Below are 20350 nucleotides of genomic sequence, written 5' to 3' on the forward strand. Positions count from 1 at the left end.
CCGGGGGCCGTTGCCGATACTCACCCCTCCCGGGTGCGCGTCAGGCCCTGCAACAGATCGGAATGCGGGGAACACGTCCGCCACGCCGGTGGTTGGATCGAAGCATGACCCGCATCGCGCACACCGACATCGACGTCTTCCCCCTCGCCCTCGGCGGCAACGTGTTCGGCTGGACGGCCGACCGCGAGGAGTCCTTCCGGATCCTCGACGCGTTCCACGCCGGTGGCGGCACCTTCATCGACACCGCCGACTCCTACAGCGCGTGGGCCCCCGGCCACAGCGGCGGCGAGAGCGAGACGATCATCGGCGCCTGGCTCACCGAGCGCGGCCACACCGACGTCACCGTGGCCACCAAGGTCAGCCAGCACCCGCAGTTCAGAGGACTCGCGGCATCCACCGTCCGTGCCGCCGCGGAGGCGTCGCTCGAACGGCTGGGCGTCGAGTCGATCGACCTGTACTACGCGCACTTCGACGACGCCGACACGCCCCTGGAGGAGACGGTCGCAGCCTTCGGCCAGCTCGTGTCCGACGGTCTCGTCCGCTACACCGCCGTGTCGAACTACTCCGCCGACCGCATCCGCGAGTGGGTGCGCATCGCGCGCGAGCTGGGTGTCGCCGAGCCCGTCGCCATCCAGCCCCACTACAACCTCGTGCACCGCGAGACCGAAGACGACATCGTGCCGGTCGCCGAGGAGTTCGGCCTGTCGCTGGTGCCCTACTTCTCGCTGGCGAAGGGGTTCCTGACGGGCAAGTACCGTTCGACGGATGCCGCGGCCCACGACACGCCGCGCGCGCAGGGTGCCGCGGTCTACGCCACCCCGCAGGGCCTGCAGATCATCCAGGTGCTCGAGCGCATCGGCGCCGCGCACGACGTGTCGATCGCCGCGACCGCCCTCGGCTGGCTGCGCGCGAAGCCGACCGTGGTCGCCCCGATCGCGTCGGCCTCGAAGCTGTCGCAGGTCGCCGACCTTCTCGACGGCGGTCGCGTGCAGCTCACGGCCGACGAGGTCGCCGAGCTCGACGAGGTCTCGGAGTGGACTCCGGCCGACATGTGAGCGCGCCGTAGGCTCGAACGGTGTCTGCCGCTCCCGCCGTGCTCAACGTCTCCGCCTACCTGTTCACCCCGCTGACGGATGCCGCGCAGTTGCGCGGGCCGCTGCGGGAGCGGGCGGTCGTGGCGGGACTGACCGGGACGATCATCCTCGCCGAGGAAGGGATCAACCTCTTCCTGGCGGGTGCGGCAGAGCCGTTGCGCGCCTATCTCGACGAACTGCGCACAGACCCCCGGTTCGCGGCGCTGCGGGCCACGGAGAGCTGGTCGTCCGCGCAGCCGTTCCGCAAAATGCTGGTCAAGCTCAAGCGGGAGATCATCCGGATGGACCGCCCGACGATCCGTCCGGCGCAGGGTCGCGCTCCGGCCGTCTGACCGGCGACGCTGCGCCGGTGGCTCGATCAGGGGCACGACGACGCGGGCCGCGAGGTCGTCATGCTCGACACGCGCAACGCGTTCGAGGTCGACGACGGCGCCTTTGAGGGAGCCGTGGACTGGCGCCTGCAGCGGTTCACCCAGTTTCCGGATGCCGTCGCCGCGCACAGGGACGAGCTGCAGGACAAGACGGTGGTCAGCTACTGCACCGGCGGCATCCGCTGCGAGAAGGCGGCGCTGGTCCTCCGCGAGGAGGGGGTGGAGGCCTGGCAGCTCGACGGCGGCATCCTGGGGTGGTTCGCCGCGCAGGGCCAGGCGCACTACCGCGGCGACTGCTTCGTGTTCGATGAGCGCGTCGCCGTCGACAGCGCGCTCGCGCCTGCCGCGGCGGGATGACGGGCGGCGCGTGTCTGCGGTGGCGAGTACGCTCGCGGCATGCATCACCTGAGTCGGGAGCAGGCACGTCGCATCGCGGTGCGGGCGCAGCTGTTCGACGCCGACCGCCCGGGCGACATCGTCGAAATCGGTGAGCAGCTCGGATCGATCAAGATCGATCCGACGGCGACGATCGCGCCCGCCGAGCAGACAATCCCCTTCAGCCGGATCGGGTGAGGCTACGAGCCTGGCCAACTGACGAAGGCGGTCGAGGACGACCAGGCGCTCTTCGAGTTCGACGGACAGTTCCACGCGGCATCCCTGAAGCCCGCGTTGCTCGCCGGCATGCGCGCGCGGGTGTTCCGCGCGCAGGCGGCCGGGTGGTTGGAGGCGAATGCGCGCTTCCGTGCCGAGGTCATCTCACGCCTGCGGGCCGACGGCCCGCTGCTGGCCGGCCAGATCGACGACACGAGCCAGGTCGCGCACAAGGACGAGGCCGGCTGGTACGGCTCGAACCAGGTTCCGCGGATGCTCGACCTTCTCTCCTACGTCGGCGAGGCGGCGGTCGTCGGCCGTCAGGGGCGACAGCGGGTGTGGGACCTCGGCGAGCGGGTGTACGCCGAGGTGCCCGTGATCGATCCCGACGAGGCCGCGCACGTGTTGCAGGAGCGACGGTTGCAGGCAGCCGGGATCGCCCGACAGAAGTCCCGGTGGACGCCGGTGGGGATGGCGGGGGAACCCGCCACGGTCGAGGGTTCGGCGTGGTCGTGGCGGGGGGATCCGGCCGCCCTCGCCGCACTCGACGACGATGCCGGCGGTCGCGTGGCGATCCTCAACCCCTACGACGGCATGCTGTTCGATCGCCCGAGGTTGACAGAGGTGTTCGAGTTCGAGTTCGTCCTCGAGCAGTTCAAACCCAAGTCCCAGCGTCGCTACGGGTACTTCGCGCACCCGATCCTCGTGGGCGATCGCTTCGTCGGCCTCTTGGACGCCGAGCTCGACAAGAAGAAGGAGAACCTCGTGGTGACTGCCGTGCACGAGTTCATCGAGCTCGAACCCGAGGAGCGCGAGATGGTGGATGCCGAGATCGGTGATCTGGCCGACTGGCTCGGTGTTCCCGTCCAACGGGCGCGGTGAGGCGCGCGGGTCTGGCGAGGGAGGGGTGTGCGCATGATCGACGAGACCGTTCGGGACTGGCTGCTCGATTCGGACCCCACGCTGCGATGGCAGGTCGAACGCGACCTCCTGGATGAACCCGCGGAGGTGTGGCGCGCGACGCGTGCCCGAATCCCCCTCGAGGGCGACGGCGCGCGCCTGCTCTCGTATCAGGACCCCGACGGACAGTGGGCGGGCGGCGCCTTCTTTCCCGGGGGTTTCGATTTCGATGCGCAGGATGAGATGCCCGGTCAGCCGTATACCGCGACGACCTGGACACTGACGACGTTGCGCGAGTGGGGGATGGATGCGGCCGCGCTCGGTGACACGGCGGACCGGCTCGCTGTGAGTGCCCGCTGGGAGTACGACGACCTGCCGTACTGGGACGGCGAAGTCGATGTCTGCATCAACGCGATGACGTTGGCGAATGGAGCGTGGCTGGGGCGCGACATGACACCGCTGGCCGCATGGTTCGCGGCCCATCAGTTGGAAGACGGCGGCTGGAACTGCGAGTGGGTTGATGGTTCGGTGCGCTCCTCGTTCCATTCGACGATCAACGCGGTGCGCGGTCTGCTGGCGTATGAGGAACTGACCGGTGACAGCTCGGTGGCGGCCTCGCGGCGACGAGGCGAGGAGTACCTGCTCGCCCGGCGGCTGCGCACCCGACTCTCCACGGGCGCACAGGTCGGACCGTGGACGGACCTGCTCGTCTATCCCTACCGTGCGCCCTTCAGCGCGCTGAAGGCGGCCGATCATGTCACCGCCGCAGCGGCGCACGACGGCATCCCGCTCGATCTGCGTGCCGCGGACACCCTCGAGATCGTGCGTCGCGCACGTCAGAGCGATGGTCGATGGCTCCAGGGGTATCTCTTTCCCGGGGAGGTGTGGTTCCCCCTCGATGTGCCGGTCGGTGAGCCCTCCCGGTGGGTGACCTTCCTCGCGCTGCGCGCGCTGTCGCGGGCGGCAGCGGCGTCGGCCTGAGTGGGCGTCACACGAGGAAACGCGATTGGTCCTCGACCGCGCTCGACCGCGACGATGGGTCGGTCATCGACGCCCGATCCGTCGATGTCGACAGGAGGACCCGGTGAGCAGGCGAGCATTCACCACACGGCAGCTGCACGACCGGCCGCGGCGAGACGACGGCGCGATCGCGGCGGCCCGTGCGACACCGATCTATCTCACCGCCGGCTTCGAGTTCGGCGAGTACGATGACGCCGCCGCGCATTTCGGTCGCGGAGAGGGCTACGCGTACACGCGCATCGGCAACCCCACGATCGACGCGGTCGAGCACACCTTGGCCGCGTTGGAAGGCGGCTCGCAGGCGCTGCTGCTGGCCAGCGGACAGGCGGCCACGACGGTCGCGCTGCTCTCGCTGCTCGAGGCGGGCCAGCACATCGTCGCCTCGACGCACATCTACGAGGGCACGCGCGGGCTGCTGCGCGAAAACCTGCCGCGCTTGGGCGTGACGACCGACTTCGTCAGCGAGATCGACGACCTCTCCGCGTGGGAGGCCGCCATCCTCCCGACGACCCGTGCGCTGTTCGCGGAATCGATCTCCAACGCGAGCAATCGACTCGTCGACATTCCGGCGCTCGCCGCGCTCGGGCATCGGCACGGGATCGTCCTGGTCATCGACAACACCTTCGCCACTCCGTACCTCGTCCGGCCACTCGAACTCGGCGCCGACGTCGTCGTCCACTCGGCGAGCAAGTTCCTCGCGGGCCACGGCAGTGTGCTCGGCGGCGCGATCGTCGACAGCGGCCGGATCGACGCCGCCACGGTCGCGCATCAGTACCCGCATCTGCTCGCGCCGGGTCGCGGCGGCGCGCCGAGCCTCTTCGAGCGGGTGGGGCAGGACGCGCGCATCGCCTATGCCCGTGAGTCGGTCGCCCCGCGATTCGGGCCCACGCCGTCGCCGCTGAACGCCTTTCTGATCGGACAGGGCATCGAGACGCTCAGCCTGCGCGTCGAGCGCCAGAGTGCCAACGCCCAGGCCCTCGCCCAGTGGCTGGAGAGCCGCCCGGAGATCGCTTCGGTCGACTACGTCGGCTTGGCCTCGCATCGCGACCACGAGCTCGCGGTGCGAGACCTCACAGACGGGTTCGGAGCCGTGTTCAGCTTCACCCTCCGCGGCGACGTCGAGACGGCGCGCCGGTTCGTCGAGGCTCTCGAGGTCTTCACGCACATGACGCACCTCGGCGATGTGCGTTCGCTCGTGCTGCACCCGGCATCCACCTCGCACGCGGCTCTGACCGACGCCGAGCGCACCGCCGTCGGCGTGCACCCCGGAACGCTGCGGGTTTCGATCGGCATCGAAGATGTCCACGACCTGATCGACGACCTTTCGCAGGCGTTGTCGGTCGCCAGCGACGTTCCCGTCGCGGTGCTCGCGTGAGCCGTCTCCAGCACTTCGGATGGTTCCTCGCGCGCGGCTTCGGCCCGCACGGCTGGGGCCATCCGTACCTGGACTGGAACTGGCAGTGGACGCGTCCCGAGCTCTATCAGCAGTCGGCGCGAGAGCTGGAGCGTGCCGGTTTCGAGTTCGTGCTGATCGAGGACGCCCCGTCGCTCGGTTCGCCCGACACCATCGACCTGAGGGTGCGGCACGCCTTCGGCGGTCCGAAGCTCGACCCGCTGCTGCTGGCCCCGTACCTCTTCCAAGCGACGACCCGCCTGGGTGTGATCCCGACGGTCAACCCGGCCGCGTACCTTCCCTACACGGCCGCACGCCAGTTCGCGACACTCCAGCATCTGAGCGGCGACCGGCTCGGCCTCAACGTCGTGACCGACACCGGAAACGCCCGCCATTTCGGCGACGCCCCGCAGCTGAGCCACGACGCCGCCTACGACCGCGCGGAGGAATGGCTTGACGGGATCCGCGCGCTCTGGAACTCCTGGGGAGAGGGCGCACTCGTGCGCGACACCGCGACCGGCGTCTACGCCGACGGCACCAAGCTGCGTTCGGTACGCCACCGCGGCGAGTACTTCGCTTTCGACGGTCCGCTCAACGCCGTGCCGTTCGAGCGCGGCGAACCCGTCATCGCCTCACCCGGCGGTTCGGGGCGGGGTCTCGGCTTCGCGGGCGCGAACTCCGACGTCCAGCTCGCCCTGGCGCCTCTCACCGAACAGAGCGTGCGCGCCTACCGGGCCAAGATCCACGCCGCCGCGATCGAGCGCGGGCGCTCACCCTCGGACATCACGATCATGTTCGCGATCCAGCCGGTCATCGTCTCCTCGCCGGAGGAAGCCGACCGCGTCGTGGCGGCGTCGGCCCACCCCGACGATGCGGTGTTGCGCGTGATCGCGCAACGGCAGTCCAGCGACCTGGAGACCGACCTGACCGTGCTCGATCTGGACGCCCCGCTGCCGGAGGGACTGTTCGCCGAGCATGTCTCGCAGGGCTCGATCCGCCGGCTGATCGGAGATCGGGATGCCGCGACGGCGCCCCTTCGCGCCCACTTGACCGCCCTCGCGCGAGCCGGGCGCATCTCGGATCGCAGCGGCTTCGTCGGAACCGCCGAAGAGTTCGCCGACATGATCGAGGAACTCGGCGAGTGGGGCAACGACGGCGTGCTGCTGTGGGGCGACCTGCACCCGGTCACGATCCACCGCACTCTCGACGATCTCGTTCCGGTGCTTCGTCGCCGCGGCATCCTGCGCGACGAGCTGTCGGACGGCGGCCTGCGCGCGAGTCTGCGCTCGTTCTGAGCCGCGACCGGGGGTGGTCTGCGTTTCGACGCGCTGCCCGCGCTCAACGACCGGGGGATGGAACCCCGGCCGTTGAGCGAGGAGCGCAGCGACGAGTCGAAACGCAGACGAGTCGAAACGCAGACGAGTCGAAACGCGGCGCGACGGCTCAGCCCAGGCCGTTGGCCTTCAGCCAGGAAGCCGCGATGTCCTTGGTCGACTTCTGGTCGACCTTGGACTCGACGTTCAGCGCGATCAGGCCCTCGGGGGTGAGCTTCGCGTCGACCGCGTTGATCACATCGGCCGCGTCGGCGGGGAAGGAGCTGTTCACGAGCGGCACGACGTGCGACGCGAGGAAGAGACCCTTCGGGTCCTCGAGCGTGACGAGGTTCTTCGTCTTGATGCTCGGGTCGGCGCTGTAGACGTCGGCCAGCTGGATGCCGCCCGCGACGAGCTCGTCGACGGTCGTGTCGGCCGTGGCGCTGAAGCTCACCGTGACGCCGTAGATGTCCTTCAGCCCGGTGGGGCCGTACGGGCGCTGCTCGAGCTCGGGCGCGCCACCGAGCACGAGGTTGGGCACGTTCGCGAGATCGGCGATGCTCTTGAGGTTGTGCTGCGCCGCGAACGCCGCCGTCACGTTGTACGAGTCCTGGTCGGTCGCCGACGCCTGGTCGAGCACGCTCAGTCCTTCGGGCAGTGCCTTCTTGAGGGCCGCGTACACGTCCTCGGTGGTCGTCGCGGTGGTGCTCTTGTCGAAGTACTGCAGAAGGTTGCCGGTGTATTCCGGGGTCAGCGAGATGGTGCCGTTCTGCAGCGACGGCACGATCGCGTCGCGCTGGCCGATGTTGAACTTACGGTCCACCGTGAAGCCGGCGCCTTCGAGTGCCTGAGCGTAGATCTCGGCGATGATCTCGTTCGAGTAGTACGCCTGGGAGCCGATCGTGATGGTCTCGGACGAGCCGGTCGCACCGCCGGTGGCGGCGGGCTGCTCGAGTGAGCTGCTGGAGCCGCAGCCGGTGAGGGCGAGGGCGGTGACGGTGAGCGCCGTGGCCGCCAGGGCCAGGCGCGCTCCGAAGCGGGAGGTGCGCAGTGCGGACATGAGGGGTGCCTTTCGTTGGGTGCTGTGGAGAGGAAGTCAGGATGCCGTGGCAGCCCGGGTCGCCGCCCGCGGCCGGGCGGAGCGCCCGGCGACGCCGCGGGGCACGACGATGCGCTGCAGCAGCGCGAAGACGCCGTCGAGCACGAGCGCGAGCGCGACGACGAGGAGCGAGGCGCCGAGGATCTGCGCGGTGTCGCGCAGCTGGATGCCCTGGATGATGTAGAAGCCGAGCCCCCCGAGGCCCACGTAGGTGGCGATCGTCACGGTGGCGACGACCTGGAGGGTCGCGGAACGGATGCCGCCGATCAGCAGCGGCAGCCCGAGCGGGACCTCGACCTTCCACAGGATCTGGCGGCCGGTCATGCCGACCGCGCGCGCCGCGGAGATCGTGGAGCGGTCGATCGCTTCGAAGCCCGCGTAGGCGCCGGCGAGGATGGAGGGGATCGCCAGGATGACGAAGGCCACGACGGCGGCCTGGCTCTTGTAGACGACGCCCACCAGTAGATACAGCAGCACGACCAGACCGAGCGTCGGGATCGCGCGCGCCGCTCCGGACAGGGCGACGGCGAACTCCCGTCCGCGTCCGGTGTGGCCGATCGCCCAGCCGGCCGGAATGGCGATGAGCGCGGCGAGGAGCACCGAGCCGAAGGTGAACGCGAGATGCTGAGCGATCGCCTCGGGCAGGGGGAGCGAGCCGGTGAGGCGGTCGGGGGAGAAGATCCACGCGAAGGCGTCGACGAAGAGGTTCATGCGACCCCCTCCGACGCGAAGCGCCGCAGCGCGCGTCGCTCGGCGCGACTGCCGTCGCGGCGAGGCACCCACGGCATGAGCAGGCGTCCCGCGAGAACGAGCAGCAGATCGAAGAGGAGCGCGATCAGCACCACGATCACCACGCCCGCGAGCACTTCGGGGATGATCCGCCGTTGCAGGCCGTTGGTGAACAGGTAGCCGAGGTTCTCCACGCCGATGAGGATGCCGACCGTCGCCAGCGCGATCGTGGACGTGGCCGTCACGCGAAGCCCCGCGAGCAGCACCGGACCGGCCAGCGGGAGGTCGACGGTCCAGAAACGTCGCCAGGGCCCGTAGCCGACCGCGATGGCGGCGTCGCGGGTCGCGGCGTCGACCGCGTCGAGGCCGTCGGCGACCGACCGTGTCATGATCGCGACGCCGTAGACCGTCAGCGCGATGATGAGGTTGTTCTCCGACAGGTAGGGGATGCCGAAGACCGCCCAGAGCAGCGCGAAGAGCCCCAGGGAGGGGATCGTGTACAGCAGGCCGATCGTGGTGAGCACCGACCCCCGCAGAGCCGTGTAGCGCCAGGCGACCCAGCCGAGCGGAAGCGCGATGACGAAGGCCGCGACGATCGCGATCGCGCTCTGGCGCAGATGCGCGAGGGTCAGCCCGCCGATCAGATCGAGGTTGTTGACGACCCAGTTCATGGCGCTCCGTCGACCAGCACGCCCTGCGCGCGACCCGCGGCATCCACGAGCACGGTGCCGTGCGCGGTCTTCTTCGCGGTGAGGGCGCGTGAGCCCCGCTCGACGCCGACGAATTCGGCGACGAACTCGCTGGCAGGCGCGGCGATGATCTCGTCGGGGGTGCCGACCTGGGCGATGTGGGCGCCCTTTTCGAGGATGACGACCTGGTCGCCCAGCAGGAAGGCCTCGTCGATGTCGTGGGTGACGAAGACGACCGTCTTGTCGAGGTCGCGCTGCAGGCGGATGGTCTCGGCCTGCAGTTCCTTGCGCACGATCGGGTCGACGGCGCCGAACGGCTCGTCCATCAGCAGGATGTTGGGGTCGGCGGCGAGGCCGCGGGCGACGCCGACGCGCTGCTGCTGTCCGCCGGAGAGCTGACGGGGGTAACGATCGGCGAGAGAGCGGTCCAATCCGACGATGTCGAGCAGCTCGAGCGCGCGCGCACGCGCCTGCTTCTTCGGAGTGCCGTTCAGGACCGGAACCGTGGCGACGTTGTCGACGACGCTGAAGTGGGGGAGCAGTCCTGCGTTCTGCAGCACGTAGCCGATGCCACGGCGCAGCTACACGGGGTTGCGGTCGCGGATGGGTTCTCCGTCGATCGTGATCTCGCCACTGGTCGGCTCGATGAGGCGGTTGATCATCCGCAGCAGTGTCGTCTTGCCGCAGCCTGAGGAGCCCACGAACACGGTGGTCTTGTGCGCGGGCAGGACGAGGCTGAAGTCGTCCACAGCGGTGGTGCCGTCAGCGAAGCGCTTCGTGACGGAGCGGAACTCGATCGCCATACGTCCTCCGGGGTCGGATGATCCACCCAACCACATCCCTCCGACACCGTGACAGGGGCTGGAATCTGGCGTCACAGTCGGGTATGCGTGGGGGATGGAATCCGCAGAGTACGACCTCATCGTGATCGGTGCCGGGCCCGTGGGCGAGAACGTCGCCGACCGTGCCGTGCAGGGAGGGCTGACGGTGGCGATCGTCGAGTCCGAGCTCGTCGGGGGCGAATGCAGCTACTGGGCGTGCATGCCGTCGAAGGTGCTGCTGCGCGCCGGCGCCGCCCGCGCCGACGCCGCCGATGCCCCCGGCGCCCTGGCAGCCGCCCCGTCCGGGCCCGTCGACGTCGCGGCGGTGCTTCGCCGGCGCGACGAGATCGTGCACGACTGGAACGACTCCGGACAGGTCGAGTGGCTCGACGGTGCCGGCATCGCCCTCGTCCGTGGCCACGGGCGTCTGAGCGCCCCGCGGGAGGTCACGGTGCGCCAGGACGGGACGGATGCCGTCGTGCTGCGCGCCCGGCACGCCGTCGCCGTCTGCACCGGATCGGCGGCGTTGCTGCCGGACATCGCCGGACTCGCCGATTGCGCACCGTGGACCTCGCGCGAAGCGACGGGCGCACATCGGGTGCCCGACTCTCTCGTCATTCTCGGCGGCGGGGTCGTGGCGTGCGAGATGGCGACCGCGTACGCCTCGTTCGGCTGCCACGTCACCGTGCTCGCCCGTTCCGGCCTTCTGGGGGGGATGGAGCCGTTCGCCGGCGAAGCGGTGGCGGCAGCCCTGCGCGCGGCGGGCGTCGAGGTGCGCACCGGCGCCGAGATCCAGGCGGTATCGCGGGATGCCGCGACCGGCGCGGTCACGGTGACGCTGGCCGACGGCGAGATCACGGCATCCGAGATCCTCGTCGCGACGGGGCGCGTGCCTCGGACGGGGGACGTGGGCCTGGAGACGGCCGATCTGACGCCCGGCTCGTGGCTGGATGTCGACGACACGATGCGGGTTCGCGGCAGCGACTGGCTGTACGCCGTCGGCGACGTCAACCACCGGGCACTGCTGACCCATCAGGGCAAGTACCAGGCGCGGGCGGCCGGTGACGTCATCGCGGCCCGCGCCCGCGGCCGCGCCGTCGACGACCAGGAGTGGGGCACCCACGTCGCGACGGCGGACCACGTCGCCGTCCCGCAGGTCGTGTTCACCTCGCCCGAGGTCGCCGCCGTCGGCCGGACGGCCGCGCAGGCGCAGAAGGAAGGGCTCGCCGTCCGGGTCGTGGACTACGACCTCGCGAACATCGCGGGAGCGAGTACCCGCGCCGCCCACTATCGCGGGCAGGCGCGGGCGGTGGTCGACACCGACCGCGACGTGCTCGTGGGCGCGACCTTCGTCGGGGCCGACATGGCGGAGCTTCTGCAGGCCGCCACGATCGCGATCGTCGGCGAGGTGCCGCTGGCCCGGCTGTGGCATGCCGTGCCGGCCTACCCCACCCTCAGCGAGGTGTGGCTGCGGTGGCTCGAGGCGATCGGGCGCCCGGTCTGAGCGCGGCCGATCGCCTCGATCCTCCGATTCAGCCCGCCAGCGCGGCGCGGAACGTGTCGACGACCGGGGTCGTCGTGCGGCCGATGAGGCGCGACAGCGTGCCGTCGGTGTCGGCGAGGACGCCACCGCGGATGCCGTCCTCCATGCTCGCCACGAACTCGGCGGTTCCGGCGTCGAGTCCCGATCCCTGCAGCGCGGCGACGAAGTCGTCGCGCGAAACCGGCACATAGGCGACGTCCCGTCCGAGGGCCTCGGCGGCGGCGGCAGCGAGGTCGGCGTAGCCGAGGCTCGCATCGCCCGCGAGCTCGTAGACCTCACCGATGTGTCCGTCTTCCAGGAGCACCACCGCGGCGGCTTCGGCATAGTCGGCGCGGGCCGCGGGGGCGACCCGGCCGTCGGCGACCGAGGCTGCGATGACGCCGGACTCGGCGGCGCGCTGCACGTCGCCGACGTAGTTCTCGGTGTACCAGTCGTTGCGCAGGATCACGGTGGGCAGCCCGCTCGCGGACAGGGCTTGCTCCGTGGCCTTGTGCTCGGCACCCAGCGGCCAGTCGAAGCTCGTGGCCTTCGACACGCTCGTGTAGACGAACTTCGAGATGCCGGCGGCGACCGCCGCGTCGATGACGTTCTTGTGACCGGCGTAGCGGCGGCCCGCCTCCGATCCGGAGATCAGCAGCACGGTGTCGACGCCGTCGAGAGCCGCCGTGATCGTGGCGGGGGCGTTGTAGTCCAGGTGCACGGTGCGCACGCCGCGTGCGGCGAGGTCGTCGATCGCGGAGAGGGTGCGCGCGCCGGCGACGATGTCGGATGCCGTGGCGCCGCGAGACAGCAGTGCGTCGACGACGAGGTGGCCGAGGTGCCCGCTGGCACCGGTGACGAGGATGGTCATGGGAGGTCCTTTCGTTGGGGTCCGGGGAGAAGAACCGTGCCCGGCATCCCATGCATTCCAGAGATCGGGTACCCACTTTTCGGTAAGGTACCTACATGGCGGTAAGTCTCGCGGAAATCCGGACACAGCACGACCAGGTCTTCACCGAGAACTGCCCCACGCGCACCGTGCTCGATCACGTGATGAGCAAGTGGGGCATCCTCGTGCTGCTGGCGCTCAGCGAGGGCACGGCCCGGTGGGGTCAACTGCGGCGAGCGGTCGACGGCATCAGCGAGAAGATGCTCGCGTCGACGCTGCGCACCCTCGAGGCCGACGGCCTGGTCGTGCGTACCGCCTACCCCGAGGTGCCGCCGCGCGTCGAATATGCGCTCACCGCCCGCGGCGACGAGCTCATGCAGCGAGTGCTCCCGCTGATGGGCTGGATCGCCGACAACGCGGACGAGATCGTCGCGCGCTGACGGCGTGTCTCAGCGGGTCGCTCGGGCCAGGTTCGCGCGGAGCTCGTCGGCGTCCTGGCGGACGACGTAGGCGGGCTGGTCGCGCTCGACCCGCCAACTCTCGGCGACCGAGCCGATGTCGACGGTGTCGAAGCCGAACTCGTCGTAGACGGCGGTCGCGAGGGCCGCGGCATCCGCGTGGTCGCTCGCGATCGCGAGCGCGCGACGACCGGGGGTGCCGGCCGGGGCGCCGTCGGTGAGGATGGCGGCGGCGGGGATGTGGTTGAACGCCTTCACGACGTGCGCGCCGGCGAGGTGGTCCTGCACCATCTGCGTCGTGGTCGTCTGCTTGTCGTCGAGTGCGGCGATGTGCCCGTCGCGCTCCCAGTAGTAGTTGTTCGTGTCGAGGACGATCTTGCCGGCCAAGGCGGCGGCCGGGATGTCGTCGATCGCCTTCAGCGGCACGGTGACGATCGCCCAGTCCGCCGCCTCCGCGGCTTCGGCGGGGGTCGCTGCGCGCGCCGTCGCACCGAGCCGGGCGACGAGGTCCGCAAGGGTCTCGGGTCCTCGCGAGTTGCTGATGACCACCTCGTAGCCGCGAGCGACGAGGCCCTGCGCGAGTGCGCTGCCGATGTGTCCTGCTCCGATGATTCCTACTGTTGTCATGTCGGTGGCAACGCCCGGTGTCCGCGCCGGCATTCCCACGCGCTGCCCGAGACCACCGCGCGACGGGAGGAGGATGGAGGAATGTCGCGATCCGCCTCCGTTCTCCTCTCCTTCGTCCTCGACGCGGCGCTGGTCGTCACCTTCGCGGCCGTGGGTCGAGCCAGCCACGATCCCGACGTGTGGACGGGGCTTGCGATCACGGCGTGGCCGTTCCTGGCGGCTCTGGTGCTCGGCTGGCTGGTCGCGCGGGCCTGGAGGGCGCCGCGTGCGGTGGCGCGCACGGGTCTGCCGGTGTGGGCCGTCACCCTCGCCGGCGGCATGCTGCTGCGTGTGGTGTCGAGTCAGGGTATCGCCGTCTCCTTCGTCATCGTCGCGGGCATCGTGCTGGCGGTGTTCCTGCTGGGGTGGCGCCTGATCGCCCTGCTCGTGCAGCGCGCGCTGACGCGGCGCCGCGCGGCGTGAGCACAGGCGCCGAACTACGCTGAGAAGATGCCCGCCTCCGCTGCCGTCCGTGCCCACGCCGACGACCTCGCCGACTTCGTCGCCGCGTCCCCTTCGAGCTTCCACGCGGCCGCGGAGGTCGCACGCCGCCTCGAGGATGCCGGGTTCACCTCTCTCGTCGAGGAAGAGGGGTGGTCGCTCGTTCCTGGCGGGCGGTACGTCGTCGTGCGCGACGGCGCCGTCATCGCCTGGGTGGTGCCGCGCGCGGCCGACGCGCGCACCGGCATCCACGTCTTCGGCGCCCACAGCGACTCCCCGGCGCTGAAGCTCAAGCCGAAGCCGACCACCGGTCGCTTCGGCTGGCTGCAGGCGGGAGTCGAGATCTACGGCGGCCCGCTGCTGAACTCCTGGCTCGATCGCGAGCTGCGCCTCGCCGGGCGACTGGTCCTCGATGACGGGTCCGCCGTGTTGACCGCAACCGGGCCGTTGCTGCGTCTGCCGCAGCTCGCGATCCACCTCGACCGCGAGGCCAATGACCACCTCGCTCTGAACAAGCAGACCCAGACCCAGCCCGTCTGGGGACTTGGTGATGCCGCGTCCGCCGATCTGCTCGCCGAGCTCGCAGCCGCCGCCGGCGTCGACGCCGGGCGCATCCGCGGCTATGACATCGTGACCGCCGATGCCACCCGCGGTGCTGTCTTCGGCAAGGACGATGTCTTCTTCGCCAGCGGCCGTCTCGACGACCTCGCGTCGGTGCACGCCGGCGTCACCGCCCTCGTCGCCGCGCCGTCCGACACCGCGCACATCCCGATGCTCGCGGTCTTCGACCACGAGGAAGTCGGCTCGGCGACGCGCTCCGGCGCCGCCGGCCCGTTCCTGTCGGACGTGATCGAGCGGGTGCAGCGCGGGCTCGGGGCCGACCGGGATGAGCAGTTGCGCGCGCTCGCGGCATCCTGGTGCGTCTCCAGCGACGTCGGCCACTCCGTGCACCCGAACTATCCCGAGAAGCACGACCCCGTCGTCCAGCCCGTCCTCGGCAGCGGCCCGATCCTGAAGATCAACGCGAATCAGCGCTACGCGACGGATGCCGCCGGTGCCGCCGCCTGGCACGGCTGGTGCGAGGCCGCGGGCGTGCTCTCGCAGGAGTTCGTCTCGAACAACGCCGTGCCGTGCGGATCGACGATCGGCCCCATCACGGCGACGCGTCTCGGCATCCGCACTGTCGACGTCGGCATTCCCATCCTCTCGATGCACTCCGCGCGCGAGCTCGCCGGCACGGCCGACCTGTTCGCCCTCACCCGTGCGGCGGGGGCGTTCTTCTCCTCCTGAGCGCCGTCGACCTCAGTAGCGGCGGTGCGCCGCCGACGTCGCCAGCAGATTGACGAGGGCGAACACGGCGCCTGCGCCGAACAGCAGCGGATAGCCGATCATCGGGCTGAGCGAGGCGAGGACCGCGGGCACGAAGAAGCCGAGGTAGCTGAGCGAGTAGTAGACGGCGGTCAAACCTGCCAGATCGTCGGGGCCGGCGATGCGCTGCACCTCCTGCAGTCCGGTCACCAGCAGGAACCCGTAGGCCGTGCCGAGCGCTGCGGCGGCGATGATCGCGACGGGCAGCGACATGCTCACCGCAGCTCCCGCCGCCAAGGCCAGCCCGATGGTTGTTGCCGCGAATGAGGTGACGATCGTCCGCGCGCTGCCGGCCCGATCGATGCGCCGGACGAGGCTCTGAGCGGCCACGCCGCAGCCGAGCGCGATGAGGCACAGCAGGCCCGCGAACCCGACCTCGAAGCCTGGCACCTGGGCGGAGAAGAGCACGGGCAGGATCGCGTAGGCGCTCGCCGCCGTGCCGAACACCCACGGGGCGAGGGGGGCGACGACGAACAGGAACCGCCGGTGAGCGGCGGCCGGGATCCGGAGGTCGTCGCGCAGTCGACCCGGGTGCGCGGCGCGCGTGCGCGTCTCGGGCGCCGACCACATGAGCGTGAGCGCGAGTGCACACAGCACGACGTTGACGAGGTAGGGCAGCACTTCCGGAGCCGTTCCCGACTGGGCGATGGCGGCCGCGACCGCCGCTCCCAGCGCGAACCCGACCGTCAGCACCAGCGCCGCGCGCCGCGCGCCGGCGCCGGCGTCGGCGTCGGTGTCGAACGGGGCCGTCGAGAGCTCCTTGATCCACGCCGTCCCCACGGCCATCACGAGACCGAGTGCGAGGCCGGAGAAGACCCGGCCGACGAACAGTTGCGCGGCCGACCCTCCGCCGGCGGCGAGCACGGCGAATCCGGTGAGAGCGAGGACGGGCGCGGGCAGCGCGAGGGCCCGGCGGCCGAACCGATCCGAGAGGGGGCCGCCGATGAGCAGGGCCGGCACGATGCCGAGGACATACGCGCCGAGGAGGAGGTTGACGGTCAGAGCGCTGAGGTGCTGGTCCAGCCGGTAGGTGACCAGCAGTGGCGTGAACTCGTTGCCGCCCCACGCCACGGCGAAGACCGCGGCGCTCACGCGCAGCCATGGCGCCACGCGTGCACGACGTATGGCCCCAGTGACCGGAATCGGCAGGGAGGAGGTAGCGACTGACATGCGCGGGTGCCCATCTGTGAGGATGCGGCGCCGTTGTCGCTGGCGGTCGGGGACTGTTCGATGCTACTCCGATTTGCAGTGTGGTCAGACCACCGGAGATATCCATCCGGTACACTCGAGTGTCGTGCTCCCTCGCGGAGCGCGAAGTGCATCTACCTGCTCCACCCAGCCATCCGACCGCGACGTCGCGGACGGCACCCGGCCCCGGATTCGTTCGGAGGGCAAGGCGGCACGTGAACAACGAGCCCATGTCCCGGAGGAACCCCGTGCACCACCCCACGACCGTCAGCGGTCGTTCATCGCTGATCGCGCACACCGGCTGGACGTACTGGCCGATCGCCTTCGTTGCCCGGCTGCCCTTCGCGATGATGACCGTCGGCGTGCTCATGCTCGTCGTCCACGCGACCGACTCGGTCGGCTTCGGCGGACTCACCTCGGCCGCTGTCGGCATCGGCGTCGTCATCGCCGGTCCCGTCATGGGCGACCTCGTCGACCGGCACGGCCAGCGGCGCGTGCTCGTCCCGGTGGGCCTCGCCAACGGCATCCTGCTCGCGCTGTTCCCGCTGGTCGCGACCGCAGACACGCCCCCGGGCGTGATCCTGGCGGCGGCTCTGGCGATCGGGCTGACCGGGCCGCAGGCGGCGGCCATGTCGCGCAGTCGACTGCTGGCGATCGTCGCCGCGCGCATCGCTCCCGAGCGCCGCACGAAGACGACCGCGCGTCTGATGTCCTACGAGTCGGCTGCCGACGAGACGGCCTTCGTCATCGGTCCGTTCCTCGTCGGCATCCTCGCGGCCCTCATGGCGCCGTGGGCGCCCATCGCGGTGGCCGCCGCGCTCAGCTTCGGCTTCGTCCTCGCCTTCGCGCTGCACCCCACCGCGCGCCTGCTGGAGAGTCGCGCCGAGGCCGCGGCCGAGCGGGCTGCCTTCCGCGCCGTGCTGACGCCGTCGATGCTCGTGCTCGTGGCGGCGACGTTCGGCGTGGGGATGTTCTTCGGCTCGGCGTTGACGTCGCTGACCGCCTTCGCGCGCGCCGCGGGCGACGAGGCGCAGGCGGGCCTGCTCTACGGGCTCATGGGTATCGGCTCCGCGGTGCTCGCCCTCGGCGTCGTGCTGCTGCCCGCGCGCTTCGCCCTACGCCACCGCTGGCTCGTCTTCGCAGGAGTGCTGACCGCGGCATCCGTCGGGTATGCGACATCGTCGAGCCTCGGCGTGGTTGCCGGCTGGCTGCTCGTCATGGGGCTCGGCGTCGGGCCGACTCTCGTCACGCTGTTCTCCCTCGCAGGTGAGCGCGCTCCCCGCGGACGATCGGCGACGACCATGACGCTGCTCAGCTCCGCCCTCACGCTCGCGCAGGCGCTCGCCGCGGCGGCGACCGGCTGGATCGCCGAAGAGGTCTCGCTGGGCGTCGCGATGGCCGTGCCCGCGGCGGCTGCGGCGGTCGTGTTGTCGCTGGGCGTCGTGAACATCGCGATCGGGCGCCGTCACCGCGCCGTTCCCGCTCATCCGGCCGCAGATGTCGCTGCGGAGGAGGCATGGCGACGCGACGGGACGGACGAACGCGCCCGCGTCCGCTAACACTGCTCGACAGCGCTGTCAATCCACCTGTGCGGCGGCGCCTCGTCGCCGAGACTGCCGGGATGACCCGCGACCAGTGCACGTTCAGCGATCCGGCCCCCCTCCGCGCCGATCTCTGCGACGAGACACGCCGCGGCGTCGGTCGCGCGTCCGGCCCATGTCATCGGCGAGACGCCGAACGTCAAGGGCGGCATCCCCTCGCCCTGACCCCCTGCACTCCTGTCGGGTCGCGGTCATGCAGGGGGCGGCCCGGCAGGACCCTTCGTCGGCGGACGTAGACTCCCGGCATGACCGAGAACGAGCCTCGCACGATCGTGATCACCGGAGCCAGCAGCGGCATCGGGGCCGCCGCTGCGCGGCAGCTGACCCTTGCCGGGCAGCGGGTCGTGATCGTGGGGCGCGACCCGCGGCGCACGCGGCAGGTCGCCGATGAACTCGGCGTGCCCTTCCACGTCGCGGACTTCGCCGTGCTCGCCCAGGTGCGTGCGCTCGCCGACGAACTGCGGGCGAGCTACCCGCGCATCGATGTGCTCGCGAACAACGCGGGCGGCATCTTCGGCGATCGCACGGTCACGGTCGACGGCTTCGAGGCGACCTTCCAGACGAACCATCTGGCGGCGTTCCTGCTCACGAATCTCCTGCGCGATCGCCTCGTGGACGCGGGGGCCTCGGTCATCCAGACCTCGAGCGTCGCCGCCCGACGTTTCTCGCGCTTCGACATCGACGACCTCAACGCCCAGCGGCGATACTCTGCGAGCTCGGCATACGGCAACGCAAAGCTCGCGAACATCCTGTTCACGAGGGAGATCGTGCGGCGCTGGGGCGACGACGGTGTCGCCGCGGCCGCCTTCCACCCCGGCGTGATCGGCAGCAGTTTCGCCTCGACGGCGAAGGGGCCGTGGCGCTTCCTGTACACCAGTCCGGTGACGAGCCGTCTGCTGACCTCGACCGATGTCGGCGGGGCGCGGCTGGCCTGGCTCGCACTGGGCAAGCCGGGTCTGGACTGGGAGCGCGGTGGATACTACGTCGCCAACCGCCTCGCGCGAACCTCGCCGCTGGCCGCCGACCCGGTCATCGCCGCGCGCCTGTGGGAGCGCAGCGCGGACATGGTCGGCCTCTGACCCGGTCCATCCGTCCGCTCTGGTCGTCATCGGTCGGCGAATGCGGCCAGACGGGACGGACGAAGGTGGGTGTCAGTCGATGAAGCGCACCCAGTTGGCGCCGTTGCCGGTCTCGGCGCGCTGGAGCAGCTCGAGGCGCTCGCCGTCCACGGCGTACAGCGACACCGACGTCGACTTCTCGCCGGCGGCCACGAGGTAGCGGCCGTCGGCGCTCGTGGCGAAGCCGCGGGGCTGCTGCTCGGTGACGGTGAAGGTCGCGGCATCCGAGACGGTGCCGCTGGCGGCCACCGGAACCGCGGCGAGCGTGCTCTCGGTGCGCTCCGACGCCCACAGCACGCGGCCGTCCGCGCCGGCGTGCAGGTCGGCGCCCCAGATGAAGTGATGGGCGAGGGGATCGGCGCCGAACTCGCCGTGACCGAGACCCTTCGAACGGTCGAAGGCGGATGCCGCGCCCACCAGCTCCAGCGTGCCGGTCGCCGTATCGCGGGCGTAATGCAGCACCTCGCCGGAGAACTCGGTCATGACGTAGACGGCATCCTGCGTGTCGTTCACCAGCAGATGGCGCGGTCCGCTGCCGGCGGGAGCCGCCGCGGTCGCGGGCTCCAGCGGGACGAGGGCGAGCTCGTCGGCGATCGCGTACTGGGCGACGAGGTCGGCCCCGAGCGAGACGAAGTAGGCGAACCGGCCGTCAGCGCTCGGCAGCACCGAGTGCAGGTTGGGGTAGGAGATCGTCGACACCGGCTCGCCGACGACGCCGTCGACGATGGGGGAGAGGATGCCGTAGCCACCGCCGTAGCTCGCGCCGAGAAGGGCCGAGCCGTCGCGCGTGAGCGCGAGGTAGTTCATGCCGCCGGCGGGGAGATCGCGGCGTGACAGCGGGGTGAGGATGCCGCTCGTGCGATCGAGCGAGAGGGTGACGATGCCGGCGGGATCGCCCTTGACCGCCGCGTAGACGAGGTCGCGCGTAGCGTCCACGGCGAACGTGGAGCACCCCGTCAGCCCCTCGGTCACGGCGATGCGCTCCAGTGCGCCGTCGGTGAGACGGAAGGTCGAGAGGGAGCCGTCTGCAGCGTTGGCGACGAGGACGAGGGCAGTCGTGGCGGTCATGGTTCCAGCGT

General features: G+C 70.7%; 20 protein-coding genes and 2 pseudogenes. 14 read left to right on the top strand and 8 right to left on the bottom strand.

Features of this window, described 5'->3' with window-relative positions:
* Positions 1-104: 104 nt before the first annotated feature.
* The 8 genes and pseudogenes from AS96_RS04605 to AS96_RS04630 all read left to right on the top strand — a co-directional run bounded on the left by AS96_RS04605 (position 105) and on the right by AS96_RS04630 (position 6664).
* Entirely contained in the window at positions 105-1055 is a 951-nt protein-coding gene (locus AS96_RS04605; protein WP_036286186.1) for an aldo/keto reductase, read from the top strand.
* 20 nt (positions 1056-1075) lie between these two features.
* On the top strand, positions 1076-1426 hold the full coding sequence (locus AS96_RS15620; RefSeq protein ID WP_231477105.1) for a hypothetical protein: 351 nt from the start codon (positions 1076-1078) through the stop codon (positions 1424-1426).
* A 9-nt stretch (positions 1427-1435) separates the two neighbouring features.
* On the top strand, positions 1436-1822 hold the full coding sequence (locus AS96_RS15625; protein WP_269319596.1) for a rhodanese-like domain-containing protein: 387 nt from the start codon (positions 1436-1438) through the stop codon (positions 1820-1822).
* A gap of 39 nt (positions 1823-1861) precedes the next feature.
* Positions 1862-2038: a hypothetical protein gene (locus AS96_RS15630; RefSeq protein ID WP_231477109.1), complete on the top strand. Its 177-nt coding sequence runs from the start codon at positions 1862-1864 to the stop codon at positions 2036-2038.
* 15 nt (positions 2039-2053) lie between these two features.
* Positions 2054-2938, top strand: a pseudogene (locus AS96_RS04615) (DNA glycosylase AlkZ-like family protein); the annotation flags it as partial.
* A 33-nt stretch (positions 2939-2971) separates the two neighbouring features.
* On the top strand, positions 2972-3937 hold the full coding sequence (locus AS96_RS04620; RefSeq protein ID WP_016464414.1) for a hypothetical protein: 966 nt from the start codon (positions 2972-2974) through the stop codon (positions 3935-3937).
* 103 nt (positions 3938-4040) lie between these two features.
* Positions 4041-5351 (top strand): O-acetylhomoserine aminocarboxypropyltransferase/cysteine synthase family protein, encoded by a 1311-nt coding sequence (locus AS96_RS04625; protein WP_036286188.1) that lies wholly within the window; start codon positions 4041-4043, stop codon positions 5349-5351.
* The gene (locus AS96_RS04630; RefSeq protein WP_036286190.1) at positions 5348-6664 is read left to right on the top strand and encodes an LLM class flavin-dependent oxidoreductase; all 1317 of its coding nucleotides are present in this window, start codon (positions 5348-5350) and stop codon (positions 6662-6664) included. Before AS96_RS04625 ends, AS96_RS04630 begins: the two co-directional genes overlap by 4 nt.
* Before the next feature lie 148 nt (positions 6665-6812).
* On the opposite strand, the gene AS96_RS04635 is transcribed toward AS96_RS04630, so the two are convergent.
* The 4 genes and pseudogenes from AS96_RS04635 to AS96_RS04650 all read right to left on the bottom strand — a co-directional run bounded on the left by AS96_RS04635 (position 6813) and on the right by AS96_RS04650 (position 10002).
* Positions 6813-7742, bottom strand: a complete 930-nt coding sequence (locus AS96_RS04635; RefSeq protein WP_036286192.1) for an ABC transporter substrate-binding protein — start codon at positions 7740-7742, stop codon at positions 6813-6815.
* 36 nt (positions 7743-7778) lie between these two features.
* Entirely contained in the window at positions 7779-8492 is a 714-nt protein-coding gene (locus AS96_RS04640) for an ABC transporter permease (protein WP_016464418.1), read from the bottom strand.
* Positions 8489-9181, bottom strand: coding sequence for an ABC transporter permease (locus AS96_RS04645; protein ID WP_036286194.1), 693 nt, complete (start codon positions 9179-9181; stop codon positions 8489-8491). The genes AS96_RS04640 and AS96_RS04645 overlap by 4 nt, the downstream gene beginning before the upstream one ends.
* Positions 9178-10002 (bottom strand): annotated as a pseudogene (locus AS96_RS04650) (ABC transporter ATP-binding protein). The gene AS96_RS04645 and the pseudogene AS96_RS04650 overlap by 4 nt, the downstream one beginning before the upstream one ends.
* Before the next feature lie 94 nt (positions 10003-10096).
* Here AS96_RS04650 and AS96_RS04655 point away from each other — a divergent pair.
* Complete coding sequence (locus AS96_RS04655) at positions 10097-11524, top strand: dihydrolipoyl dehydrogenase family protein (RefSeq protein ID WP_036286196.1); 1428 nt, start codon at positions 10097-10099, stop codon at positions 11522-11524.
* A gap of 28 nt (positions 11525-11552) precedes the next feature.
* On the opposite strand, the gene AS96_RS04660 is transcribed toward AS96_RS04655, so the two are convergent.
* Positions 11553-12413: an NAD(P)H-binding protein gene (locus AS96_RS04660; RefSeq protein ID WP_036286198.1), complete on the bottom strand. Its 861-nt coding sequence runs from the start codon at positions 12411-12413 to the stop codon at positions 11553-11555.
* Between the two features lie 95 nt (positions 12414-12508).
* Between AS96_RS04660 and AS96_RS04665 the strand changes: the two genes are divergently transcribed.
* Positions 12509-12871, top strand: a complete 363-nt coding sequence (locus AS96_RS04665; RefSeq protein ID WP_036286201.1) for a winged helix-turn-helix transcriptional regulator — start codon at positions 12509-12511, stop codon at positions 12869-12871.
* A gap of 9 nt (positions 12872-12880) precedes the next feature.
* On the opposite strand, the gene AS96_RS04670 is transcribed toward AS96_RS04665, so the two are convergent.
* Positions 12881-13549 (bottom strand): NADPH-dependent F420 reductase, encoded by a 669-nt coding sequence (locus tag AS96_RS04670; protein WP_269319594.1) that lies wholly within the window; start codon positions 13547-13549, stop codon positions 12881-12883.
* A 48-nt stretch (positions 13550-13597) separates the two neighbouring features.
* Between AS96_RS04670 and AS96_RS04675 the strand changes: the two genes are divergently transcribed.
* Complete coding sequence (locus AS96_RS04675; RefSeq protein ID WP_036286205.1) at positions 13598-13978, top strand: DUF3054 domain-containing protein; 381 nt, start codon at positions 13598-13600, stop codon at positions 13976-13978.
* A 27-nt stretch (positions 13979-14005) separates the two neighbouring features.
* Complete coding sequence (locus AS96_RS04680) at positions 14006-15286, top strand: M18 family aminopeptidase (RefSeq protein ID WP_036286207.1); 1281 nt, start codon at positions 14006-14008, stop codon at positions 15284-15286.
* Between the two features lie 12 nt (positions 15287-15298).
* On the opposite strand, the gene AS96_RS04685 is transcribed toward AS96_RS04680, so the two are convergent.
* Positions 15299-16456, bottom strand: a complete 1158-nt coding sequence (locus AS96_RS04685; RefSeq protein ID WP_231477111.1) for an MFS transporter — start codon at positions 16454-16456, stop codon at positions 15299-15301.
* 326 nt (positions 16457-16782) lie between these two features.
* On the opposite strand from AS96_RS04685, the gene AS96_RS04690 reads away from it, so the two are divergent.
* Both AS96_RS04690 and AS96_RS04700 read left to right on the top strand, forming a co-directional pair.
* Positions 16783-18111: an MFS transporter gene (locus AS96_RS04690; protein WP_231477112.1), complete on the top strand. Its 1329-nt coding sequence runs from the start codon at positions 16783-16785 to the stop codon at positions 18109-18111.
* 287 nt (positions 18112-18398) lie between these two features.
* Positions 18399-19232: an SDR family NAD(P)-dependent oxidoreductase gene (locus AS96_RS04700; RefSeq protein WP_036286216.1), complete on the top strand. Its 834-nt coding sequence runs from the start codon at positions 18399-18401 to the stop codon at positions 19230-19232.
* 72 nt (positions 19233-19304) lie between these two features.
* On the opposite strand, the gene AS96_RS04705 is transcribed toward AS96_RS04700, so the two are convergent.
* Positions 19305-20339 carry a lactonase family protein gene (locus AS96_RS04705; RefSeq protein WP_036286219.1) on the bottom strand — a complete coding sequence of 345 codons (1035 nt, stop codon included), beginning with the start codon at positions 20337-20339 and terminating at the stop codon, positions 19305-19307.
* Positions 20340-20350: the final 11 nt, after the last annotated feature.

Origin of the sequence: Microbacterium sp. MRS-1, from assembly GCF_000585455.1 — a bacterium.
Lineage (GTDB): Bacteria > Actinomycetota > Actinomycetes > Actinomycetales > Microbacteriaceae > Microbacterium > Microbacterium laevaniformans.

What these genes read in the sequence shown, in the direction of transcription:
- AS96_RS04660 (WP_036286198.1), bottom strand. Translation starts at nt 12,413, where the DNA reads ATGACCATCCTCGTCACCGGTGCCAGCGGGCACCTCGGCCACCTCGTC.
- AS96_RS15630 (WP_231477109.1), top strand. Translation starts at nt 1,862, where the DNA reads ATGCATCACCTGAGTCGGGAGCAGGCACGTCGCATCGCGGTGCGGGCG.
- AS96_RS04690 (WP_231477112.1), top strand. Translation starts at nt 16,783, where the DNA reads ATGTCCCGGAGGAACCCCGTGCACCACCCCACGACCGTCAGCGGTCGT.
- AS96_RS04605 (WP_036286186.1), top strand. Translation starts at nt 105, where the DNA reads ATGACCCGCATCGCGCACACCGACATCGACGTCTTCCCCCTCGCCCTC.
- AS96_RS04700 (WP_036286216.1), top strand. Translation starts at nt 18,399, where the DNA reads ATGACCGAGAACGAGCCTCGCACGATCGTGATCACCGGAGCCAGCAGC.
- AS96_RS04655 (WP_036286196.1), top strand. Translation starts at nt 10,097, where the DNA reads ATGGAATCCGCAGAGTACGACCTCATCGTGATCGGTGCCGGGCCCGTG.
- AS96_RS04705 (WP_036286219.1), bottom strand. Translation starts at nt 20,339, where the DNA reads ATGACCGCCACGACTGCCCTCGTCCTCGTCGCCAACGCTGCAGACGGC.
- AS96_RS04675 (WP_036286205.1), top strand. Translation starts at nt 13,598, where the DNA reads ATGTCGCGATCCGCCTCCGTTCTCCTCTCCTTCGTCCTCGACGCGGCG.
- AS96_RS04640 (WP_016464418.1), bottom strand. Translation starts at nt 8,492, where the DNA reads ATGAACCTCTTCGTCGACGCCTTCGCGTGGATCTTCTCCCCCGACCGC.
- AS96_RS04635 (WP_036286192.1), bottom strand. Translation starts at nt 7,742, where the DNA reads ATGTCCGCACTGCGCACCTCCCGCTTCGGAGCGCGCCTGGCCCTGGCG.
- AS96_RS04665 (WP_036286201.1), top strand. Translation starts at nt 12,509, where the DNA reads ATGGCGGTAAGTCTCGCGGAAATCCGGACACAGCACGACCAGGTCTTC.
- AS96_RS04645 (WP_036286194.1), bottom strand. Translation starts at nt 9,181, where the DNA reads ATGAACTGGGTCGTCAACAACCTCGATCTGATCGGCGGGCTGACCCTC.
- AS96_RS04670 (WP_269319594.1), bottom strand. Translation starts at nt 13,549, where the DNA reads ATGCCGGCGCGGACACCGGGCGTTGCCACCGACATGACAACAGTAGGA.
- AS96_RS04620 (WP_016464414.1), top strand. Translation starts at nt 2,972, where the DNA reads ATGATCGACGAGACCGTTCGGGACTGGCTGCTCGATTCGGACCCCACG.
- AS96_RS04680 (WP_036286207.1), top strand. Translation starts at nt 14,006, where the DNA reads ATGCCCGCCTCCGCTGCCGTCCGTGCCCACGCCGACGACCTCGCCGAC.